9 protein-coding genes are annotated in these 19,114 nt (G+C 35.8%); 6 read left to right on the top strand and 3 right to left on the bottom strand.

Going from position 1 to position 19,114, the window contains the following annotated elements; translation table 11 throughout:
- Positions 1-62 precede the first annotated feature (62 nt).
- The 3 genes from ACFSTE_RS03440 to ACFSTE_RS03450 all read right to left on the bottom strand — a co-directional run bounded on the left by ACFSTE_RS03440 (position 63) and on the right by ACFSTE_RS03450 (position 12,506).
- Positions 63-10,337, bottom strand: coding sequence for a T9SS type B sorting domain-containing protein (locus ACFSTE_RS03440; protein WP_378256189.1), 10,275 nt, complete (start codon positions 10,335-10,337; stop codon positions 63-65).
- Between the two features lie 769 nt (positions 10,338-11,106).
- Positions 11,107-11,616 carry a ClbS/DfsB family four-helix bundle protein gene (locus ACFSTE_RS03445; protein WP_176029412.1) on the bottom strand — a complete coding sequence of 170 codons (510 nt, stop codon included), beginning with the start codon at positions 11,614-11,616 and terminating at the stop codon, positions 11,107-11,109.
- Between the two features lie 389 nt (positions 11,617-12,005).
- Positions 12,006-12,506, bottom strand: coding sequence for a cupin domain-containing protein (locus ACFSTE_RS03450; RefSeq protein ID WP_176029413.1), 501 nt, complete (start codon positions 12,504-12,506; stop codon positions 12,006-12,008).
- Positions 12,507-12,656: 150 nt separating this feature from the next.
- On the opposite strand from ACFSTE_RS03450, the gene ACFSTE_RS03455 reads away from it, so the two are divergent.
- From ACFSTE_RS03455 to speB, 6 genes are all read left to right on the top strand, one after another.
- Positions 12,657-13,691 (top strand): hypothetical protein, encoded by a 1,035-nt coding sequence (locus tag ACFSTE_RS03455; RefSeq protein ID WP_378297964.1) that lies wholly within the window; start codon positions 12,657-12,659, stop codon positions 13,689-13,691.
- Between the two features lie 131 nt (positions 13,692-13,822).
- Positions 13,823-15,214: an MATE family efflux transporter gene (locus tag ACFSTE_RS03460; RefSeq protein ID WP_378256185.1), complete on the top strand. Its 1,392-nt coding sequence runs from the start codon at positions 13,823-13,825 to the stop codon at positions 15,212-15,214.
- A gap of 39 nt (positions 15,215-15,253) precedes the next feature.
- Positions 15,254-15,481, top strand: coding sequence for a hypothetical protein (locus ACFSTE_RS03465; RefSeq protein ID WP_176029416.1), 228 nt, complete (start codon positions 15,254-15,256; stop codon positions 15,479-15,481).
- 132 nt (positions 15,482-15,613) lie between these two features.
- A complete protein-coding gene (locus tag ACFSTE_RS03470) occupies positions 15,614-16,183 on the top strand; it encodes a phosphatase PAP2 family protein (protein WP_176029417.1) in 570 nt (189 codons plus the stop codon).
- A gap of 639 nt (positions 16,184-16,822) precedes the next feature.
- Positions 16,823-18,220: an arginine decarboxylase gene (locus ACFSTE_RS03475; protein WP_378256182.1), complete on the top strand. Its 1,398-nt coding sequence runs from the start codon at positions 16,823-16,825 to the stop codon at positions 18,218-18,220.
- Entirely contained in the window at positions 18,213-19,100 is an 888-nt protein-coding gene (gene speB / locus ACFSTE_RS03480) for an agmatinase (protein WP_176029419.1), read from the top strand. The genes ACFSTE_RS03475 and speB overlap by 8 nt, the downstream gene beginning before the upstream one ends.
- Positions 19,101-19,114 lie beyond the last annotated feature (14 nt).

The following is a 19,114-nucleotide window of genomic DNA, read 5'->3' on the forward strand; positions in this document are numbered from 1 at the left end:
TACTCTTTTGATTGCCCGCAATTTGATTAATAACTTACACGGTATTTTATATTGATTCGTTTTTATTCTCTGTAAAGAGTGAAATGTCCGGTAAATTCTCGATTGTCTTTATCATTGACAATAATCATATACCAGTAGTCACCTGATGGTAGCTCTTTTCCTTGATGGATTCCTTTCCAACCATCATCTCTATGGTCTCCCTTATAGTCAGCCAATAGCCTTCCATAACGATCAAACACTCTTACTTCTATATTTTCAAATAAGAAAGGAATATCTTCATCGGTTGTTGTTTGATCAGGATACCATGATTGTACTCCATTTTTATCAGGAGCGAAATAGTTTGGAATGATTAAGTTAATATAGGTGAGCTTAATGGTTGATGAAGTCTCACAACCAATACTGTCTACCACTCTAATTTTATACTCTCCGCTTTTTCTGATAAAGAATATATTATCAGGTAACTCGCTCTCGGTTTCACTTCCATCTATAAAGGTGATATAATAAGTATAGGGAGCTGTTCCTCCTTCTGCGAGAATTTCATATTCATTTACATCACTCGAGTTATTAGTTGTTTGAACAGAAGGAGTAGCAAGTGGGGTATATGTTTCTACAGTAATCGTTCCTATAGACTTTTCACATCCAGATGAATTCAGCATAAACCCTTCATATTCTCCCGGAGGTACGATGAATGTTCCTGATAAGTTTTGATTAGCAGGAGGGGTAGATGTCCCGTTAATTCCCTGGATACTATAAATAATATCGGTAGTGGTAGCATCGCTGCTTAATTCGAAATTAATTGTGTATGATGGAGGAGTGATCACTCTTCCGGTTTCCGGATCAATTACAGGACATTCGACAGTACTGGTTAGCTCTGCTTCCAGAACAGCACCAGGAGTAATATCTATATTATAGGCTAGTTGACATTCACTATTATTATTCTCATCTCTGATGAATACAGTAGTGATACCTCCAGGGAGATCTTGTAGGACTAGATTAGAAGGATCAGGTACAGTTACAAAACTAGTTTCTTCACCTGTTGTACTCCAATAATATACCGGTGTTGATGAGGTAGCTACTCCTCCAGAGATAGAGATAATAGCACTTCCGTCAGCATCTCCTGCACAGGATTCTGGAGTAGAAGAGAGTAATTGGGCACTGATTTCTAATGGTTCTTTTATTTCTATTGAATCAACAAATGTGCTACACCCGTTTTCATCGGATACTTCTATTCTGTATATATCTGCAGGAAGTTCATCAAATACATGAGATCCTAAAGTACCATCACTATCATCTTTTACAAAAGTGAATAAGGCCTCATCAGCACTGTTAAACAAAGAGTAAATATATCCAGGGGATCCGCCAGAGGCAGTAACTGAAATACTTCCGTCTATTTTACTATTACAAGAAATGTCCTGAGGGGTAGCTTCTGCAGTAAACGCTTCTGGCTGTTCAATAGTAAAGGATACTTCTTCTGGCCCACAGTCTTTACTCGTTACACTGTACGTATAATCTCCGGCGAGTAAATCACCAAAGAAACTATCATTTTGAGGTCCAATGTTTACAGCTTGATTTAGATAATCTGTTCCTGTCAGAGAATATGTATAATCTCCTAACCCTCCGGTTACAAAAGCATCTATAGAAGCAGCATTATCTCCAAAACATATAATAAAAGTATTGCCTTTATCTAGTGTTATAGAAAGATCTTCAATGTTTCTAATAGGAACTGTATTGGATACTTTAGAAATACAGTTGTTTATATCTTTGACATAGAATGAGTAGTCTCCTTCGGTCAAGTTATTAAATGTATGTGGGTTAGTACCGGAAACAAAGGTAGTCCCGTCTTTACTAAACTCATAAGGAGGAGTTCCTCCAACTCCAGTTACTTGTACAGAAGCAGTTGGATCTGCACAAGAAGGTGTCATGGTAGTTTCTACAGCAACAATAACTTCTGGCAGCGTATCAATAGTTACGTTTTGAGAAGCCTCACAATTTAGGTTATCAGTTACCTCAATCGTATATTCTCCAGCAGGAAGATTAGTAAATGTATGAGAGTCGGTTGAACCTATTATTGGAGCATCTTTTGTCCCGTCGGGGTGTGTAATTGTAAAGAAATAACTTCCACTTCCTTGTCCTCCGGCTGCAGTGATACTGATAGAACCATCTCTACTATCAACACAGGATAATGTGCTGCTGGTAACAGAAGCAATTGTAATTTCCTGAGGAGGAGAAACAATGATTGTTTGGGTGGCCTCACAACCATTGGCATCTTTTACTCGAACCTGATATGTGGTACCTGTTGCTACAGGATCTAGGTTTTCAAAAAGAGGGGTATCACTATAGGTATCATATGGAGCCAAAGGAGTACCTGTCTGGTCTTCTAATCGGTATTCAAAATCTCCGCTTCCTCCTTGAGCAAAAGCTTCTATAATTGTATTTTCACTGGAGTTACAGAATCCTGCACTAATTAGTTCTATCGATACATCAATTGTAGGAGCAGATGGAATGGTGTATATACTAGTCTCATCTGTACATCCCAAAGTAGGATCGGTAACTGTTACCTGAATATTACCAGGAGAAAGCCCTGCTATAGTAATTGGATTTTGAGCTGTCGTATTTCCAGCACCGTTGACAACAGCTCCTGTAGTAAGATTGTTTAATTGATAGGTATATGCTCCTGTATGACCACTAACAGTAAGCTCTATGGAACCATTAGGAGGGGTAGAGTTAAAACATGCAACACCATTTCCATCTGTAATTTCAGCTTCGATTGTATCATATGCCTCAATAGGGTATAAATCTGTCCGGATACTACATCCTGTAGCAGTATCGTGAATTTCAAAAATATAATTACCTACACCAGGTAGCTGGAAAGCATTACTGGTCGTAATTGTTCCTCCAGATGGAATATTATTTTGAGCAGCAACTGCACCATTAATTTCCGTAAAGTTAAATGGACCAGTACCTCCATTGATAGAAATCGTAACTTCTTCTGTGTTGGTATTACAGTCAATAGCAGTTACCTGTGCAACATCAGGTGATGTCATTTCCGGAATGGTTGGGATATTAATTACAGGGGTAATGGTATGTGTACAATTATTTTTATCCGTAACTGTGATTGTATAGTCTCCAGATTCATATGCATCAATAATGAACTGTGTTCCGGTAACCGACAAAGAAGTACCAGAAAGCGGTCCTGTATAAGATATTTTATAAGGAGCAGTCCCTCCGTTAATATCTACAGTTATTTGAGGGAATAGTTTGTCATTGTTAGCATTACAACTATAAGAACTCGTGCTAGGTGTAGCTGATAGTATTATAGGTTCGGTTATTTCTATGGGTTCTAATACAGCTGTACATCCAAAAACAGATGTTACTTCGACTCTATAATCATTCGTTGCAGCAGATAGGTTTTCAAATAATGGATTGTCTATTTGATCTGTACCAACTTGTGCGTTGGTTGCTCTGTCAAACAGACGATATGTAAATGGGTTGTCAAGTCCGGTTCCCGCTTGTAACTCAACCAAAATAAACCCGTCAGCACCACCATTACAAGATACATTTCCGCTATCCGCTAGTGTTAATACCGGATTGGTATAGACTCTGGCAACTTTTACCGATTTGGTACATCCTGTAGCATTTACTCCTGTATCTGTAACTGTTACAGTATAATCACCAGCTAATACGGAGGCAAATATATTATTAGCATTTTGAGTGGTATTAACAGTAGTACCGTTAATATCAGTACCTGTTAGTGTAAAGGTGAAATTGGCAGGAGATGAAGTGAAATCTGATCCTCCAGAAACATTTACAGTTATATTCTGACCTGTTGTACAGGTAGGTTCTGTATCAAAGTCCGCAGAAACAATCAGGTCCTCATGAATCTCTATAGATTGTGTTCCTGTACACCCGTTAGGGTCTCGTACTGTCACAGTATATGTTCCGGGAGAGGTAACTGTAAATGTGTGGGTTGCCCCATCATTTACAAAACTTATTCCGTCAATGCTATAGGAAAGTTGCCCCGTACCAGTAGCGTTTACAGTAAAGGTATATCCTGTGCCAAAATCACAACGATCATATGCTGTAATTGGTGTTATAGAAGGATTGGTAATGGTATTTAAAGTTTCTTGTATAGGGGTTACAGTACAGCCATTGCTGTCTTCTACCCGTATATGATAAGTTCCATCGGTAAGAGTATTGAATACTCCGGATGTACTGGTGGCAACATCACTGGTTCCATCATTTGCAATATATGTATAAGGAGCGGTTCCACCACTAGCGATCATTGATAACTCGGGTAATTTGGAACAGAATCCATCTTTTTTACTATTTCTTGCTAATTTTAGAACCTCAGGTTCTTCTATGGTAAATTGCATTGCAGCATTACATGGAGCGGCAACTCCTCCATCTGTTTCGAATATCCTTAGTTGATAGACTCCTGGAGAGAAACCGGTAACTTCTCCGGTAGCAGGACCGGTTCCCAGTCCTGTTTGAGCATTTCCGTTAGAGAAGGTAAAGGAAGAAGCAATATTAGTATTCAGGTCAACAACACTATATATTTCATATGTTAATTCATTTCCGTTATAATCGGTAATTTCATAGGCTATTTTTCCATTATCGGCTCCATTACAGGTAGATGAAGTCGGGGTTATGGAAATATCCATTGCAGATGGACTTGGTTGAGGAGCTATAGAACGAATATCTGTACATCCTGTTCCATTATCAATAACTTCATAGGTAAACGGAGTGTCGAAATCCAGATTGGTAAATTGAAAAGTTCTTGTAAATGGGGGAGAAGTTGGAACGGGGGCTGGATCCAAGTCCACTGGAGTTCCATTTGGGTATTCTCGAATAGAGAAAGGTCCAGTACCATCTTGCACATTAATGTCAACAGTTACTCCTCCGGTACAAGAAACGGTTGGAGCAGATTCTGTAACGGTAAAAATAGCTCTGGTAGCAATATTAAAATTAAAAGTACTATTACATCCATTGGAATCTGTAATTTTAAAAATGTAGTCTCCAAAAGAAAGATCGCTAAAACTAATATTTGTATTTGTAGTTCCTAAAGAAGGGTTCCCAGCGGTAGCTACTACAGAGTTGTCAAGTTTTAATAATGTATAATCATAAGTTCCTGTTCCTCCTGTTACCCCTGTAATAATAACAGAACCGTTGGTGAGTGTGGGATTATTAGGATCTGTAGTAGGTGTACAAGTAATATCAAACTTAATTAAATTTCCTATAGTAATCGGAGCAGGATCCGCTATTGTTACAGATAAAGGAGGCGTCGTAACACATTGTCTGGCATCTCTGATTACATAGGTATATGTTCCGGCAGCTAATCCTCCAAAAGTTGTATTTTCACTAAATCCACCAGAGTTAAAGTTAATTTCATATGGAGGGGTTCCAATTGTATTGTCTACTGTTAATTCTACTATTCCATCTGCAGCTCCCTGACAAGTAGGAGGAGTAATTGCAGTGGATGCAATTTCAGGATCAGGAGCTGTTGTAACTTTCACGGTATTGGAAATAGCTTCACAGCCGTTAGCGTCAATCACTTTGAATTGATAATCTCCTGCAACATTGGTAGAAAACGGAGAGCCTCCTGGGACTGCAGTAAAACTCGTTCCTCCATCATTACTAACTTGTAACATGATAGGAGCAGTGCCTCCTGAAGAGGTTACAGCAATAGATGCATTTGGAGTACCAGAACAATCAATATCTTTCGTTAAAGCAGCAGTTGTTGTTAATTGTTCTGAAATGGTCTGGTTTATGGTTGTTTCACATCCAAACTTATCTTTTATAATAATCTCATAATCATCTGGAGTTAAATTATTTATAGAAAATGTGTTTCCTGTTATATTGGTGGCACCACCTCCATTTATTGTAAAAGTAAAAGGAGAAGTCCCCCCATTTACTGTGATATTCATACTGGCCTCGTTAGTAGAGTCATAGCATAAATCAGAGGTGTTTTCGACAGTTGCTGTTAGGGTAGGAGGGGGCGTAATCGTAATTGTTTCATTAACAGTACACCCCTTGTTATCTTTAACTACAACAGTATAAGTAGCAGCAGTAGCTATAGAGAATACATTCGTTGTTTGAGGTCCTGCAACTGTAGTAGTATTGGTACTGTCTTTTAACTCATAGGTAGTTCCTCCATTCCCTCCTGATGCGGTAATCGTCACAATTGCATTATTAATACATGTTAAAGGAGCTATTTCAGTATTGTCAATTTTAATCTCCTGAGGATCTGTAATGACTATATTATTTGCTGTCGCAGTACATTTTGTCGTATTGTCAGTAACGGTTATAGCGTAGGTTCCTGCTCCTAATCCATTAATGGCAGTTGTAAGATCAGTGAGGTTATTTCCATTTTGATTTCCTGTAATTGTTCCTCCGGTTATTTCGTAATTGAAGGTAGTTTTTGTTAGATCAATCGTTGTAATATTAAAACTAATGATCGCATCTTCATCTCCTTGACAGGTCGGTTCCTGTGTTACTTTGGCGTTGATACCTATGAAATCAATGTTTTTTAAGGTTATGTCTTCAGAATAAATACAGCCATCTGTAGTTGTTCTGGCTTCAAATGTATATGTAGTTCCCGAAGCTCCTGTAGGTAAGTCATTAAAAACATTAGAGGTTTGCCAGTTTCTTTCTTGTCCTGTAGGTCCGGTAATTCTGTACTCAAAGGAGTTGGCTCCATTTGTAGCTGTCGGAGTAAGTGTTGCATTAGCAGTTAGGTCATCACATTCGACCTGCGAGAAATCAATTTTCAAATCAATTACCTGCTGTAATGGGGCAACAGTCAATTGACCTAATTCGACAGGACAGATAGCAGTATTTGTATCTCGAATGTATACAGTATAGACTCCATTTTTTAAGCCTGTAAATGATCCGGTTGTATTAGTGAAATCAACACCATCAATACTATACTCGTAATTTCCATTTCCATTTTTAGGGTTTGTAATACTAATTGTAGCCGTTTGTTCAGGAATTCCGGCAGCGGTACACTTATATTCTTGTGTAATCTTAAAATCAGCTTCAATAGCTTTTGTTTCAGGAAGGTTTACTGTGACAGTTTTGGAGTTACAACCAAATTGATCAACTACGATAACACTGTGGTTTCCTGGAGTTATGTTATTAAAAACATGTGTAGTGGTGTTGATCGCTTGTGTAAAAATATTACTGTCCAAAATATAGATGAAAGGACCTTCTCCAGCAGTGACTTCTACTTGCATAGCACCTTTGTTTCCTGGGCATTTTGCAGGAACTCCTGTCATAGTGATTTCTAGCTCTTCATAGGTAGTTACAGTCACGGTTCCTGCAGGAATAATACATCCTGTAGTTTCATCTTTTACATAAATATCTCTTGCTCCTGCCGAAGTAAACCTAAACTCATTCGTGGTATTAGGTTCTGGGGTTAATGCTGGAGTCATTGTATCACTGGTACTAAAGGTAAAAGGACCTTTACCCCCCGTTATATTAACAATGAACAGGGCAGTATGCTCATCGTCATCAAAGTTAGGTTGCGTAGCATCTGGTTGGTAATTTGTATTACAACTCAGGTCTTTTTGAAGAGATGCAGTTGCTATAAAATCATCTGATTTTTTTATGGTTTTTCGTTGGGTATCAATACAATCTCCATCATAAGATAAAACTTCGATATCATATGTGTCAGGGTTTAGCCCTTTAAAAGTATGGTTTGTTTCAGTTGTAGGTCCTTCTGATGCAGTAAAATTGTTTGTTGTGCTACTGATATTGTAGGTGTAGTTAGAAGCTCCATCTTCTACTTTTATTAACATCTCTCCGGTATCGTTCGGACATCCGGGATCAAAAGTGGTAATGGTTACTGTTGGGTCTTTTGTATCCATTAGTTTAGAAGCTTCAAATGTGCAGGCAGTTGGAAGACCATTGTTTTGACGGACTTTAACTGTATATTTCCCTTTGTCTGTCAATCCGGAAAATTCTGGAGAATCTTGAAACCCGTTAGCATCAGGATCAAGAGTTGGATCTCCTTGGGTTGGCATGGTAGCTCCAGAAGGAGTTTGTAATTGATATTCGTAATGGTTGGAAGAGTTTTGAACACGTAATACTCCTTTCACATCACAAATGATATCTTTTACCGCTACCAGATTGGGTTTAAAGTTATTTTTATAGACATTGAAATAGAATGAAATAGTACAGTTTCCGTCAAATACACTTTTGATTCGGTATTCTCCAGCTTCTGTTACTGTGAATTCTCTATTCGTTCCTAATGCAGTCCATTCAGGTTCACATTGACCATCAATAGTAGGACAATTTTCATTTCTGATAACAGAAGGACATGCAGCAGAGTCTAAACGCTCCCAGGTAATACTAGTGGCATCGACAAAACCGGAGTCAAGAGTAATTTCATCATCTTCACCACATAAAAACAGCTCAGGAAGTTTATCTCCTGTAACGGCACAGGTTCTTATATTTCCATTAACAGTAGTACGTTCTGCTATTTCTATGATAGGATTAACAATCTCATTAAAAGCTTTTACGGTCCAGATTTCAAATAAATCAGGACAATCTGTATTTCCGGTTTTATCTACTCGATATCGACCACTACTACTAACTGTTATAGTTTGTGTATTTCCAATAATAGCATTGGTGTCTAAATTGGTCCATCTATAAGCTGTAAATCCTCCTCCTGCTGTAATATCGGCAGTACCTGAACAAATAAAAAGATCAAAATTACCATCACAGTCATTCATATCGATTAAAAAAGTAGAAGCTCCTTCTATATCAAATAGACAAGCATCTTGATCCAGGATACTCTCTTCTTCATTTATAGTAACACCTGACATACTTCCTGTATATGTTGCCAAGGCAATGTTTTTTATTTCATTAGAACAAGCTTCTCTGAGATCGGCACAACTTTCTACAACATTAGTTTTAAATTTAATTTTTATCGCACTATCGAATCGTTCTACTACAGTATTATCAATTGTAATATTGATTTGTCTATTTGGAGAATCATAGGAGGCGTTAAGCCCGGTATCAGCATCAATAGACCCAGGAACAAAATTGACATTTGCAGGAATAATATCTTTTATACTGGCATTAGTGATGTTTTCATTTCCTTGATTTTCTATTTCTAATTCATAAAAGATTTCATCTCCCAGTTTTACGTTCCCTCCGGTGATGTCATTTCCATCTTTGTCCAATACTCTTTTTAATACTTTTAATACCGGATGACTGATCACAACCGGATCATCATATGAAGCAGCTGTAACTAAACCGTTTGCATTAATTCTATTAGAACCGTCATTGTTTGTTGCAGTATCAGCATCACCATATTCAAATCCATCATCGTTATCCGCTAAGGGATTGTTATAAGCGATATCAGCATCACTACAACCATCTTCGTCACTGTCCAGGTTGAGAAAATCGAATGAACCATTATTTCCAGTGTCAATTGGTATGGTTCCATTTCCGGCAGAACTAGGAATACCAAGAGTAATAGTATTATTAGCGTTATTATCATTGTCATCAGCTCTTCCATCATCATTGTCATCTGTACCACCAGCTTCTACGACATCATATATACCATCGTTATCGCTATCCAGATCTAAGCTATTGGCAATTCCATCCTCATCTGTGTCTTGACAATTCTCTAACATATCTATAGAAAAAAGCTGAACATTATCAATTAAGTTTCCAACACTACGACTGTTTCTATGAGTAGATACTGATTCTAATATAAATAAAGTAGTGTTTTGACCAGGGGGAACAGTGTAGACCCCTACATATTGTCTCCAATTGTTACGTCCTGTTCTCATGACAGTTTGAACAGGAGCACCTGCTAATGTAGCACCTATTCGTACAGATGCTTCGTCTGTTCCAGCCCTACCTTTATGAGAAACAGACCAAAATATACGATCACCAGGTTGTACATTTAATGTTTGAAATATAGCGGAAGGGCGGGTAGAGTTAAGTTCTATTATAACATCTCCCTGAGGAGCATTAACATTTAGGAAATTTCTCCCCCAATATTCGATGATTCCAATAGAGCTATTCCATCCGGTGACTCTATTATGATTAACAAGAGCCCATCTCCTTGGAGCAACCAGATTATCTAATTCAAAACTACCATTCACTAATAATTCCGGGAAATTACATTCAATAGTATCAGGGATTCCATCATTATCATCATCCAGATCGTATAAATCACATAAGTTATCATTATCAGCATCTCCTGTACCTATATTGTTTACAGTAAGGCATTGCGCCACAGAGTATTGGTGGAATAATAAAAAGGGGAGTATGAGAAGAGCACGTTTAGTAAGGGATATTTTTTTTTGCAGGGCTATTTTCATGATTCATTTTTTTGGTCTGTCATTGAGGTATTGAAATTTTCAAAAAAAATATAAAACCATAAATAAGACCAGCTAAAATGGTCTTAGAATGTCGTAAAAGGTTTATTAAATAGGTTTGAGATTGTCATTAATTTTTAACAACAACTACAAACAATTGTCACTTTTTAAAGTGGTAAAAAACGAAACTCGATTATGAGTTTGAATCAAACATTTTTTTTGAAAAAGATAGTAATATTGGGTTAGTTTATTAACGTACAGGCTATGGCTCAGTCGTTAGAGTAAAACTTTGTTTGTCAAACTCAAATAAGATGATTTTTCTTAATAATGATATGTTGGTAGCGGATACGTAGTTGTTTCTCATATTTGGTTGTTTAGGGGTTATTAAAAAGTAATACATAGATGAAAAAAGCAGTATTTTCAATGCTTTGTGGTTTTTTCATCGTTTAAAAACGTGTTTTTGTCGTTAAAAAACATCAATAAAATTACTGGATTTTAGTCATTTAAACAAAAAAATATGGGATTTATTAAGATAAATGATAAATTTTTAGTAAATATTTTACTTTTATTTTGTGTTTTTTGAGGTTTAATCGTGTTTTTTTTGTCAAAAACACATAATAAGATTGAAGAGATTATTAAATATGTATTTTTATTTTATGTAAGAAAATTACTTCTTTTGTTTAGAGCTTATGTTTATGCGTGAATAGCCAGTACATATTTTAAAAGGAGGGATGTTATTCTAAGATAGAACCAAAGAACGTTCTTTTGATTATTATACCCCTGTTTCTTTTTTCCATTTTCTGATTCTGCTTCTTGCATTTTTGTAGGGCGAAGAAGTGTTTAATTGAATCATCTTTCCCAACGACCATTTATCATACCAGGCAGTGTGATATAGTTCCTCATTAGAGTATGATGTTACCATGGAAAGAATAGCAACATGGTTTTTTTCTAGTAGAAAAAGAAGTTCTGCATAGGTTTTATGTTCGTAGTCATTATAAAACTTTTGAGCAAGCAAGCCTAATTGGTTCCATTTATATCCGGTTTCGGGAAAGTCAACGTGCTGTTGCTTTCTTTTTTTTGCTTCCCATGTCAATACCAGTGTTCCCCATCCAATAAGATACGAAATCAAGTTACAGACGCTCATTTCAGTGTTTTTGGCATGACCTGGTAACTCCTTATTATATGTAAGACTTTGTGGAATGGCTGTTAAATCATTTTTCAACTTATTGTAATCTGTTTGGATTGCTTTGAGTAGCTCTTCTTTGTTTTTAGGAACTGCCATTGTTTTTTGTTTTGGTAAAAATAAGGATCATGAAAGGGGTTTTAAGGAGGTGAAATTTAGTTTTTAGGTCTAAACCGTAAGTTTTTAACAGCAAAAATAGAGTCAATTGTGTATTTCATCTTGTTTTTGTGTTTTTCGTCGATTTTCTATGGTTTTTTTGGAAAAATATGATTATATTTATGTAAACAATTTAAAACCAACACATTATGATGAATTTTTACACTATTTTCAAACTAAGTTTTAATACATTTTTTTCTTTTCTTAGAGATCTTCCAGGAGCATCACGTTATGCTATGAGAAGATGATAAGAAGATCTATAAAAATGCTTTTTAAACCTAATAAACGAGAATGTTAAATATAATGTTCTCGTTTATTTTTTTTGCTTCTTTTTATCGGGTTAATAACGTAATGATTTGTGTGTGTTCTGGAAAGAGTGACTGTAGGTAATCACGCTTTGGGAGTTCGAAATCCTGAAAATCAAATCCTGGAGAAACGGTACACCCAACCAGAGAAAAAGTAGCTTCTTTTTGTAAGTTTGCTGCAAACCAATAGCCTCCTGGAACAGTAAATTGAGGAAGCTCTCCATTCGAAAAGTCTTTTCCAATACGAACCATAGAATAGTGTCCTTCAGGAGAGATCATATGCAGTTGGATAGGTGCACCATCGTAAAAGTGCCAGATTTCATCTTGTTTAATTCTGTGAAAAGCAGAAAAAGTGTCAGATGTTAGTAAGAAATATATAGCTGTAGTATAATTTCTGGAACTGCTGTACGTGTCAGGAAGGGCAGCTTTTGGAATCTCTTCTTTACTGCGATATGTTTCTCTAAAATATCCTCCTTCTGGATGTGGTTGTAAATCCAAATGTTTAATAATAGACTGTGCTGTATTCATGATGCTTAATTTCTATGGCTAGTATAAAAAAAATAAAGACTCAAAACTATTTTTTTTGAGTACGAAAAAACTGATAGTTTGAAAAGTTTTGAAGGAGAGGTTTGAAAAGTCGTTTTAATTAGTATATTAATCAGACTAATCTGAATGCTTATGAGATATCTAATCATAATATTGTTAGGATTTGTGCAATGGAATTATGCACAAGAGACTTTGGGAATAGAAAAAGGAGTATCTATTTCTAAAATAGAAGGAGAAATAGTACAGTTGGTACAGCTCAATCGACAACTTACCAGAAATATTTCTGGTTTGAGTCAGGTAGTTAATAAACAGTTGACTAGTATTGGGGAGCTGAAAACCGAAACAGTTAATCAGGAAAAAAAACTTACAAATTTATCGACTGATGTCAGTAACAGGATAGCAGCCTCTGAAAAAAATACTGATAGGAAGCTGATTTCGGTGCAAGAAAGTATTCAGACTAGAATGGATTTTTTACTCAAAGAAAATAGCATGTTAAAAGATCGATTAACGTTGTTTTTTTGGGTAACATTATTTATTGTGCTAGGAGGGCTTCTGTTAGGAGGGTATGGATATTATAAGTTAGCAACAAAATATAACCTTTTGCTATATCAGCTAGAAGAAAAAAAGGTGTCAGAAAAATCAGATAATGACCCTGTAAAAAAAGAGCTGTTTTATGCATTGCAGGCAATAGAAGAAAAAGTAAACCAAGTAAAAGAAGTCGTCATGATGGATAAGAGTAAAAAAGAAGAAAAGTCAAAAGTAAAAACAGAAGAAGTCGTCGAAAAAACGAAACAAGATGCCGAAGAAACTTTACTAGAAAATCAGGAGGAGGGGAAGCAAGAGATAGAAGAAACAGAAAAAGAAATCCCTGAAATAGCAGCAGAAAAAGAGGTCAAGAAAGAGAAGGCTAAGAAGGAGAAGGCTAAGAAGGAGAAGGCTAAGAAAGAGAAGGCTAAGAAAGAGAAGGCTAAGAAAGAGAAGGCTAAGAAAGAGAAGGCTAAGAAAGAGAAGGCTAAGAAAGAGAAGGCTAAGAAAGAGAAGGCTAAGAAGGAGAAAGCTAAGAAGGAGAAAGCTAAGAAGGAGAAAGCTAAGAAGGAGAAAGCTAAGAAGGAGAAAGCTAAGAAGGAGAAAGCTAAGAAGGAGAAAGCTAAGAAGAAAAAAGAATAGAATAAAGAACCGATATAAGACTATATCGGTTTTTTTGTAAAGAATACTTTTTGTTCTATGAATTAAAGTGAGGTAACAGATGTTTTACGATATGGAATATATGTATCTTTACCGATTCAAAAAAAGAAGGAATGCTCAACAACTACACCAGAGAATTCAGATATAATATGAGACTGGCTGCCCCTGTAATGTTAGGAATGCTAGGGCATACTTTTGTAGGCTTAGTAGATAATATTATGGTGGGCCAACTAGGGACAGCTGAATTAGCAGCCGTGTCTCTGGGGAATAGTTTTATGTTCATTGCGATCTCATTAGGGATTGGATTTTCTACAGCTTTGACTCCTTTGATAGCAGAAGCCGATGGAGAGGGGAATTTCCAGGCAGGAAAATCATCATTTAAGCATGGGTTGGTATTGTGTACTTCGTTAGGAATCTTTCTATTTGCAGCAATATGGATAGCCAAGCCATTAATGTATTTGATGAAGCAGCCGGTAGAAGTGGTAGAGTATGCCATCCCATATCTGGATTTGGTAGCCTTCTCTCTTATTCCGTTGATTGTATTTCAGGCATTTAAGCAGTTTTCAGATGGTCTGTCAATGACGAAATACCCAATGTATGCTACTTTGATAGCTAATATTGTCAATATACTACTGAATTATGTGTTGATTTTTGGGAAATTGGGTTTTCCGGAATTGGGAATTATTGGAGCTGCTATCGGAACATTGATATCCCGAATTGTTATGGTGATCTGTTTATGGTGGTTCCTGAAAAATGAAGAAAAGTCTAATGCGTTTATTAGTGGTATCAAGTTTTTTACCCTTGAAAAAGTAATGCTTAAAAAAATCATCGCTTTAGGATTTCCTTCAGCACTACAAATGTTATTTGAAGTCGGGATCTTTACTGCTGCTGTCTGGTTGTCTGGTATTTTGGGAAAAAATCCACAGGCAGCCAATCAAATAGCATTGAATTTATCTTCTATGACATTTATGGTGGCAACAGGGTTAAGTGTGGCTGCTATGGTAAGAGTAGGGAATCAGAAAGGCTTGAAACGGTATGATGAATTAAAAAGAATAGCGACCTCTTTTTTTATTCTTACCCTATTAATAGAAATTGTTTTTGCAGGATTGTTTGTATGCTTTAATGAGTTACTGCCTAAAATATATCTGGATATTGATGATGCAGAAAATTTAATAGATAATGCAGAGGTGTTAACAATTGCGGCCAAGTTGTTATTAATAGCGGCATTGTTTCAAATATCGGATGGAGTTCAGGTGGTGGTTTTGGGAGCTTTGCGAGGGCTTCAGGATGTGAAAATACCTACGCTTATTACTTTTTTTGCATATTGGGTGGTTGGTTTTCCTGTATCCTATTACTTGGGATTATATACATCTTATAAAAGTGAAGGGATCTGGTTAGGATTACTTGCAGGTTTAAGTACTTCAGCTGTTTTACTATTCGGAAGATTTTATTATTTAAGTAAAAAAATATCTGAGAATTCAGAGGAGAAAACAACGGTTAATTAAAATAACCTTTGTAGTTTTGACAATAATTTTTTTGAACATATGGAGTTTCCAAAATTCTTATTGGGGGACAATACAGATTACCCTAATGCCATTTTTGTAATACATACTGAGTTTCCCCGATTCATCATTAATTTAGAAAACGATGAAGTAGAATGGTTAGAAGAGTTTGATAAAAATGATCAAGAAGAGTTGCAAAATGAAGCAGAGCGGTTGTTCGAACAAGCAAATGAATTTTACGACAGAGAAATTTCCAGATACGAAGCGTAATAGTATACATAAAGCGCATAGGGGCAAGTCTATGAGGTGTTCAAAAGGAACTACTATGAGATTTTAAGCACAAGTGTTGACGCGTATAAGCCTCACTTAGAGTATAACTAACAAGGATATAAATTTGTTTTAATGGAAGAGTTGATACAATTAGATAAAGAGTTGTTTTTGTATTTGAACAATCTCGGAACAACAACATGGGATGGTTTCTGGTTATTTATGACAGAAAAGTTTTATCAGATTCCATTATACGCTGTCCTTTTGTATTTCTTCTATAAAATATTTGGACCCAAAGGATTACTGATAACTATCTTAGTCGTAGCGGCTTTAATAACAGCGACGGATCAATTGTCTAATTTGTTTAAAAATGTATTGTTCATGCGTCCTAGACCATGTAGAGCAGAAGGAGTTTCGGAATTGACTCGTTTTATTGCAGAAAGATGTGGTAGACATGGGTATTTTTCAGGTCATTCGGCGAGTTCTATGGCTTTGGCATTTTTTACAGGTTTAGCACTTAGAAAACGACTGAAATATATTTTTGTATTGATGATTGTTTGGTCATTTATTGTTAGTTACAGTAGAATTTATATCGGAGTGCATTACCCAGGAGATGTCCTGACAGGATGGGGTATTGGAGCTCTGTTGGGAATAGGAGCTTTTCGCCTTCATCAATGGCTTATTACAAAGTATATAAAAGCATAAACAAAATGTCATTTTATGACTGTATTTTAGGTTAGAGACTAGAGGTTCTTCTACGCAAAGAGAAGAAATCCTTTTCTAAAGATATACGTATCCCAAAAAACGTTCTTTCAGGAATGAGGAAATGACTATTGTCCTATAAAAAAAGGAAACATTGATTTTTTGATATTAAATTAAGGCAGGATACGCAGTATATTTCCTATGGTATAACAGTATATATTGGGTTTTGTGTTTTTTGAAATTGCTAAAAAATCATAAAAAAAAATTTTTTTTTTGAGGTTATAGATTGAAAGGTAAGAAGTTGGTGTTATTAAAATATTAAAACTTTCGAAAAGCATTTTTTTTTGGTAGAAGCATATGAAAGTTTTGTTATTTTTGAGTAGCATTACAATAGTAATTAGCGGAACATTATGATAAGTGTTTTTACGTTCGGTCTTCTGAAAGAGAAGAAGTTACTTTTAGAGCACGTTTATGGAATAGACCCCGGACATTTCACCGTCAACTTCAATTTTTGTACTCTCACCAAAGAAATACAGGTACCTCTTTATTTCATTTACATATTAATGAATAAAAAAGATCGCATATCAGTTTAGTTACTGTTGTATAACTAATATACCTAACTACATACTCTTTTAATTTATAATGAATACCAAATACATAAACTTAATTGACCAAACATTCTACTTCCCGCAAGAAGAATTTAACCTAAAAGGAGATCAGCTGACCTTTCATGATATAAATTTGATGCAGCTAATTGAAAAATATGGAGCTCCTTTAAAATTTACATATCTGCCCAAAATATCTGAGAATATAAATAAGGCCAAAAAGTGGTTTGCAGCAGCAATTGAAAAACATCAGTATCAGGGAAACTATAACTATTGTTACTGTACTAAGAGTTCTCATTTTGAATATGTACTCAATGAAGTAATGAAAAATGAGGTACACATCGAAACATCCTCTGCTTTTGATATCAACATCGTAGAAAACCTTAAAAAAAATGGAAAAATTACTAATGATACCTATGTGATTTGCAACGGTTTTAAACGAGAGGAATATATCCATAATATAGCGCGGTTAATCAATGAAGGGCATCAAAACTGCATTCCTATTATAGATAATTATGAAGAAGTAGACTTATTGTCCGAAGAGATTAATAAGAATTATGAGATTGGAATTCGCATTGCCTCAGAAGAAGAACCCAAATTCGAGTTTTATACTTCTAGGTTGGGAATAGGATATAAGGATATAGTTCCTTTTTATAATAGAGATATTAAGGATAATAAGAAAGTGACATTGAAGATGCTCCACTTTTTTATCAATACAGGGATAAGAGATACCGCATATTATTGGAATGAATTAGTAAAGTGTTTAAAAGTATATGTCAAACTGAAGAAAGTATGTCCCAGTCTGGATAGTTTGAATATAGGTGGAGGATTTCCTGTAAAAAACTCCCTGGCTTTTGAGTACGATTATCAATATATGGTAGATGAGATTATTAATCAAATAAATATTACCTGTGAAAAAGCAGGGGTTGAAGTTCCTAATGTTTTTACAGAATTTGGAAGTTTTACAGTAGGAGAGAGTGGAGGTGCTATCTATCAGATACTGCATCAAAAACAACAGAATGATCGTGAAAAATGGAACCTGATTAACTCTTCTTTTATTACTACGCTGCCAGATACCTGGGCAATTAGCAAACGTTTTGTGATGCTGGCAATAAACCGATGGAATGATGAGTATGAGCGAGTGCTGTTAGGAGGGCTTACTTGTGATAGTGATGATTATTATAATAGTGAACAACATATGAATGCTATTTATCTTCCCAAGTTTAAGAAGAATAAGCCACTTTATATAGGTTTTTTTAATACGGGAGCATATCAAGAGAGTATAGGAGGATATGGAGGATTGCAGCACTGTTTGATTCCCCAGCCAAAACATATTTTGATTGATAAAGATGAAGAAGGTAACATCGTTACCTCGCTATTTAGCAGACAGCAGAAAGGAGAAGATTTACTAAAAATACTAGGTTACAATGAGTAAAAATAATTATGCAGGCATACCAGATGAGTATGCTAGGTTAGATAATGCAAAAATCGTTTTGATTCCTGTACCGTATGATGGAACAAGTACATGGCAAAAAGGAGCAGATAAAGGACCAGATGCTTTTTTGGAAGCCTCTGAAAACATGGAATTATATGATATAGAAACAGATACGGAAGTGTATAAGCATGGGGTATATCTGGCAGAACCTGTAACCGAATCTAGTTCTCCGGAGCAGATGGTGGAAGAAGTGCATCGTATTACTAAAAAGTATATTAAGAAAAATAAATTTGTTACAGTGTTTGGAGGGGAGCATTCCATCTCTATCGGAACAATCAGAGCCTTTGATGAATGTTTTGAGAATATCTCCGTATTGCATATAGATGCGCATGCGGATCTGAGACCAGAATATGAAGGAACAGCTTGTAATCATGCTTGTGCAGTATATGAAGCTAGTCAAAAAACAAATTTGATCCAGGTTGGTATTCGGAGTATGGATAGCATTGAGAAGACAGTAATGAATACAGAAAAAACATATTTTGCTCATGAGATGGTCGCTGATGAGTATTGGATGGATAAGGTGGTGGATCAATTGACAGATAATGTGTTTATCACCTTTGATTTAGATGCTTTTGACCCTTCAATTATGCCATCCACAGGAACCCCGGAACCAGGAGGGTTATTCTGGTATGAGACAATGGAGTTTTTGCAAATGGTGTTTAAAGAAAAAAATGTAGTTGGGTTTGATATTGTAGAACTATGTCCTAACGAAAAAGAAAAGTCCTCTGATTTTTTAGCAGCTAAATTGTATTATAAAATGCTTAGCTATAAGTTCAAAGAAGAGGCAGTTAATCAGGAGTATGAAGGTGCTCAGAAATAAATAGTAAATAAAAT

The organism is Aquimarina hainanensis (assembly GCF_042684685.1).
In the GTDB taxonomy this organism is placed as follows: Bacteria; Bacteroidota; Bacteroidia; order Flavobacteriales; family Flavobacteriaceae; genus Aquimarina; species Aquimarina hainanensis.

Bases quoted from the DNA above. Each gene is read 5' to 3' on its own strand.
- ACFSTE_RS03470 (WP_176029417.1), top strand. From the start codon at position 15,614: ATGGAAGAGTTGATACAATTAGATAAAGAGTTGTTTTTGTATTTGAAC.
- ACFSTE_RS03445 (WP_176029412.1), bottom strand. From the start codon at position 11,616: ATGGCAGTTCCTAAAAACAAAGAAGAGCTACTCAAAGCAATCCAAACA.
- ACFSTE_RS03465 (WP_176029416.1), top strand. From the start codon at position 15,254: ATGGAGTTTCCAAAATTCTTATTGGGGGACAATACAGATTACCCTAAT.
- ACFSTE_RS03455 (WP_378297964.1), top strand. From the start codon at position 12,657: ATGAGATATCTAATCATAATATTGTTAGGATTTGTGCAATGGAATTAT.
- speB (WP_176029419.1), top strand. From the start codon at position 18,213: ATGAGTAAAAATAATTATGCAGGCATACCAGATGAGTATGCTAGGTTA.
- ACFSTE_RS03475 (WP_378256182.1), top strand. From the start codon at position 16,823: ATGAATACCAAATACATAAACTTAATTGACCAAACATTCTACTTCCCG.
- ACFSTE_RS03460 (WP_378256185.1), top strand. From the start codon at position 13,823: ATGCTCAACAACTACACCAGAGAATTCAGATATAATATGAGACTGGCT.
- ACFSTE_RS03450 (WP_176029413.1), bottom strand. From the start codon at position 12,506: ATGAATACAGCACAGTCTATTATTAAACATTTGGATTTACAACCACAT.
- ACFSTE_RS03440 (WP_378256189.1), bottom strand. From the start codon at position 10,337: ATGAAAATAGCCCTGCAAAAAAAAATATCCCTTACTAAACGTGCTCTT.